The 3,562-nt window shown below is 60.0% G+C and carries 4 protein-coding genes; all 4 read right to left on the bottom strand.

Annotated features, from left to right (window positions below; genetic code table 11):
* Positions 1-42: 42 nt before the first annotated feature.
* The 4 genes from ispD to kdsA all read right to left on the bottom strand — a co-directional run bounded on the left by ispD (position 43) and on the right by kdsA (position 3,485).
* Complete coding sequence (gene ispD / locus OC610_RS23460) at positions 43-750, bottom strand: 2-C-methyl-D-erythritol 4-phosphate cytidylyltransferase (RefSeq protein ID WP_264431222.1); 708 nt, start codon at positions 748-750, stop codon at positions 43-45.
* Positions 747-1,025 (bottom strand): cell division protein FtsB, encoded by a 279-nt coding sequence (gene ftsB / locus OC610_RS23455; RefSeq protein WP_030139474.1) that lies wholly within the window; start codon positions 1,023-1,025, stop codon positions 747-749. Before ftsB ends, ispD begins: the two co-directional genes overlap by 4 nt.
* Positions 1,026-1,195: 170 nt before the next feature.
* Positions 1,196-2,485, bottom strand: coding sequence for a phosphopyruvate hydratase (gene eno, locus OC610_RS23450; protein ID WP_047227578.1), 1,290 nt, complete (start codon positions 2,483-2,485; stop codon positions 1,196-1,198).
* 154 nt (positions 2,486-2,639) lie between these two features.
* Positions 2,640-3,485 carry a 3-deoxy-8-phosphooctulonate synthase gene (gene kdsA / locus OC610_RS23445; RefSeq protein WP_030139476.1) on the bottom strand — a complete coding sequence of 282 codons (846 nt, stop codon included), beginning with the start codon at positions 3,483-3,485 and terminating at the stop codon, positions 2,640-2,642.
* Between the last annotated feature and the right edge of the window lie 77 nt (positions 3,486-3,562).

Raw genomic sequence — 3,562 nt, 5'->3', positions numbered from 1 at the left:
CCGGCCTAGACGATGACGATCCAATGAGGAAACAGATCTAGCTTAATGCCGATTCGCCCACCGCTGGCGCAACCACTCCAGGTCTTCCGGCCGGGTCACCTTGATGTTATCCGCCCGCCCTTCGATCAACCGAGGCGCCTGCCCTGCCCATTCCATGGCGGATGCTTCGTCGGTGATCACTGCGTCAGCCACCAGGCTATCGGCCAGGGCCCGATGCAAGGCGCCGAGGCGGAACATCTGCGGCGTATAGGCTTGCCAGATCACGCTGCGATCAATGGTTTCCAACACACGGCCATGCTTGTCGACGCGCTTGAGGGTGTCGCGCGCCGGGACCGCCAGCAGGCCGCCGACCGGATCGTTCGCCAGCTCATGGAGCAAGGTATCGAGGTCGTCCCGGGCCAGATTCGGCCGCGCGGCGTCGTGTACCAGCACCCAGTCGAAATCATCAGCGCCCTGCTCGTGAAGGTGCAGCAACGCATTGAGTACAGAATCCGAACGCTGCTCACCGCCATCCACCCGTTGAATACGGGGATCGCTGGCACAGGCCAGGGTAGGCCAGTAGGGGTCGTCAGGTGCAACACTGACCACCACGCCCTTGACGGTCGGGTGATCGAGGAAACAGCCAAGGCTGTGTTCGAGAATTGTGCGTCCGCCCAATTGCAGATATTGCTTGGGGCGGTCCGCGGCCATACGGGCACCAATGCCCGCGGCAGGAATCACGGCCCAGAAGGCCGGTGGACGAATGCTCATTGGGCCAACTGGTAGAGGGTTTCGCCTTCTTTCACCATGCCCAGTTCATGGCGAGCCCGCTCTTCAACGGTTTCCATGCCTTTCTTCAACTCCATCACTTCGGCGTCCATCACTCGGTTACGCTCCAGCAAAGCCTCGTTTTCGGCGTGCTGGTCGGCAATTTGCTGAGTCAGCTCGGCCACTTGCGCCAGGCTGCCATTACCCACCCAAAGGCGGTACTGCAGGCCAGCCAGCAACAAGAGCAACACGAGAAACAACCAATTGGGACTGCGCATCGAATATCAGGTATCCAGTGAAAAAAGACCGCCGTGCAAACTTTGAAGCGTCTGATAGCACGAAGCCTGGAAGACCCAGGCTTGTGCTTGATAAGGCATCAGATTAGAGGCAAAACCGCCACCTTGGCGACCTTTGCGACGCAATCCGCTGTCTTTTTACCATTTACAGCTTAGCCGCGAAACTCGGCGCGACCGTTGTACTTGGCCTTACCGTTCAACTGCTCTTCGATGCGCAGCAGTTGGTTGTACTTGGAAACGCGGTCGGAGCGGCACAGCGAACCAGTCTTGATCTGGCCCGCCGCAGTGCCCACGGCCAGGTCGGCAATGGTCGAATCTTCGGTTTCGCCGGAGCGGTGGGAGATCACGGCAGTATAGCCGGCAGCCTTGGCCATCTGGATGGCTTCCAGGGTTTCGGTCAGGGTGCCGATCTGGTTGAACTTGATCAGGATCGAGTTGGCGATTTTCTTGTCGATGCCTTCTTTCAGGATCTTGGTGTTGGTCACGAACAGGTCGTCGCCCACCAGCTGGGTTTTCTCGCCGATCTTGTCGGTGAGGATTTTCCAGCCCGCCCAGTCGGACTCGTCCAGGCCGTCTTCGATGGAGATGATCGGGTAGCGTTCGGTCAGGCCCTTGAGGTAATCGGCGAAACCTTCGGCGGTGAACACCTGGCCTTCGCCAGACAGGTTGTACTTGCCGTCTTCGAAGAACTCACTGGCGGCGCAGTCCAGGGCGAGGGTCACGTCGGTGCCCAGCTTGTAGCCAGCGTTGGCCACGGCTTCGGAGATTACTTTCAGTGCATCTTCGTTGGACGCCAGGTTCGGTGCGAAACCGCCTTCGTCGCCAACGGCGGTGCTCAGGCCTCGGGCTTTGAGCACGGCCTTGAGGTGATGGAAAATCTCGGTGCCCATGCGCAGGCCTTCGGAGAAGGACTTGGCGCCAACCGGCTGCACCATGAATTCCTGGATGTCGACGTTGTTATCGGCATGCTCGCCGCCGTTGATGATGTTCATCATCGGCACCGGCATCGAGTAGACACCCGGCGTACCGTTGAGGTTGGCGATGTGTGCGTACAGCGGCAGGTCCTGGTCCTGGGCAGCGGCCTTGGCAGCGGCCAGGGACACGGCGAGGATCGCGTTGGCGCCCAGGGTGGCTTTGTTTTCGGTACCGTCGAGCTTGATCATGGCGTGATCGAGGGCTTTCTGGTCGGCAGGGTCCTTGCCCAGCAACAGGTCGCGGATCGGACCGTTGATGTTGGCGACGGCTTTCAGCACGCCCTTGCCCAGGTAACGGCTCTTGTCGCCATCACGCAGCTCCAGCGCTTCGCGCGAGCCAGTGGAAGCACCGGACGGCGCGCAGGCGCTGCCGATGATGCCGTTGTCGAGAAGCACGTCCGCTTCGACAGTGGGGTTGCCACGGGAGTCGAGAACTTCACGACCTTTGATGTCGACGATTTTTGCCATTGTTGTAAACACTCCAAAGTTGACGAAAACGACGCAGCGAGAGGAAATCTTTTACCGTCGGCGGGGATCGAGCAGCGGGCAGGCTCGCCGACGACAACGCCCGGCCCGCAGGCCAGAGCGTTTATCGAGCGGTACTTTACCGGAGAAAACCGTGTTACGCGGTTTCTATCGTCGGAAAACCCTTGACCAGCTCATCCAGCGACTTGAGCTGAGACAGGAAAGGTTCCAGCTTGTTCAAGCGCAAGGCGCAAGGGCCGTCGCACTTGGCGTTGTCCGGATCAGGGTGGGCCTCAAGGAACAGGCCAGCCAGGGACTGGCTCATGCCGGCCTTGGCCAGGTCGGTGACCTGGGCACGACGACCACCGGCGGAGTCGGAACGACCACCGGGCATTTGCAGCGCGTGGGTCACGTCGAAGAACACCGGGTACTCGAACTGCTTCATGATGCCGAAGCCGAGCATGTCCACTACCAGGTTGTTGTAGCCAAAGCTGGAGCCGCGCTCGCAGAGGATCAACTGATCGTTGCCGGCCTCTTCGCACTTGCTCAGGATGTGTTTCATTTCCTGAGGCGCCAGGAACTGGGCTTTCTTGATGTTGATCACCGCACCGGTCTTGGCCATCGCGACAACCAGGTCAGTCTGGCGCGACAGGAAGGCCGGCAGCTGGATGATGTCGCAGACCTCGGCGACCACCGCGGCCTGGTCAGGCTCGTGGACGTCGGTGATGATCGGCACGCCAAAGGCTTGCTTGATGTCCTGGAAGATCCGCATGCCTTCTTCCAGGCCCGGGCCACGGTAAGAGGTCACCGACGAACGGTTGGCCTTGTCGAAGCTGGCCTTGAAGACGTAAGGAATGCCCAGTTTCTGGGTGACCTTCACGTATTCCTCGCAGACCTGCATCGCCATGTCGCGGCTTTCCAGCACGTTCATGCCGCCGAACAGCACCATCGGCTTGTCGTTGGCAATCTCGATGTCGCCGACGCGAATGATCTTCTGGGCCATCGTCTTATGCCTTTTTCTGGTGTTGAGCCAACGCGGCTTTCACGAAACCGCTGAACAACGGATGACCATCGCGCGGT

Source organism: Pseudomonas agronomica, from assembly GCF_025917275.1.
Classification (GTDB): Bacteria; Pseudomonadota; Gammaproteobacteria; order Pseudomonadales; family Pseudomonadaceae; genus Aquipseudomonas; species Aquipseudomonas agronomica.
The sequence above is the reverse complement of the archived record's forward strand: the minus strand, read 5'-3'. Positions and strand labels throughout refer to the sequence as shown.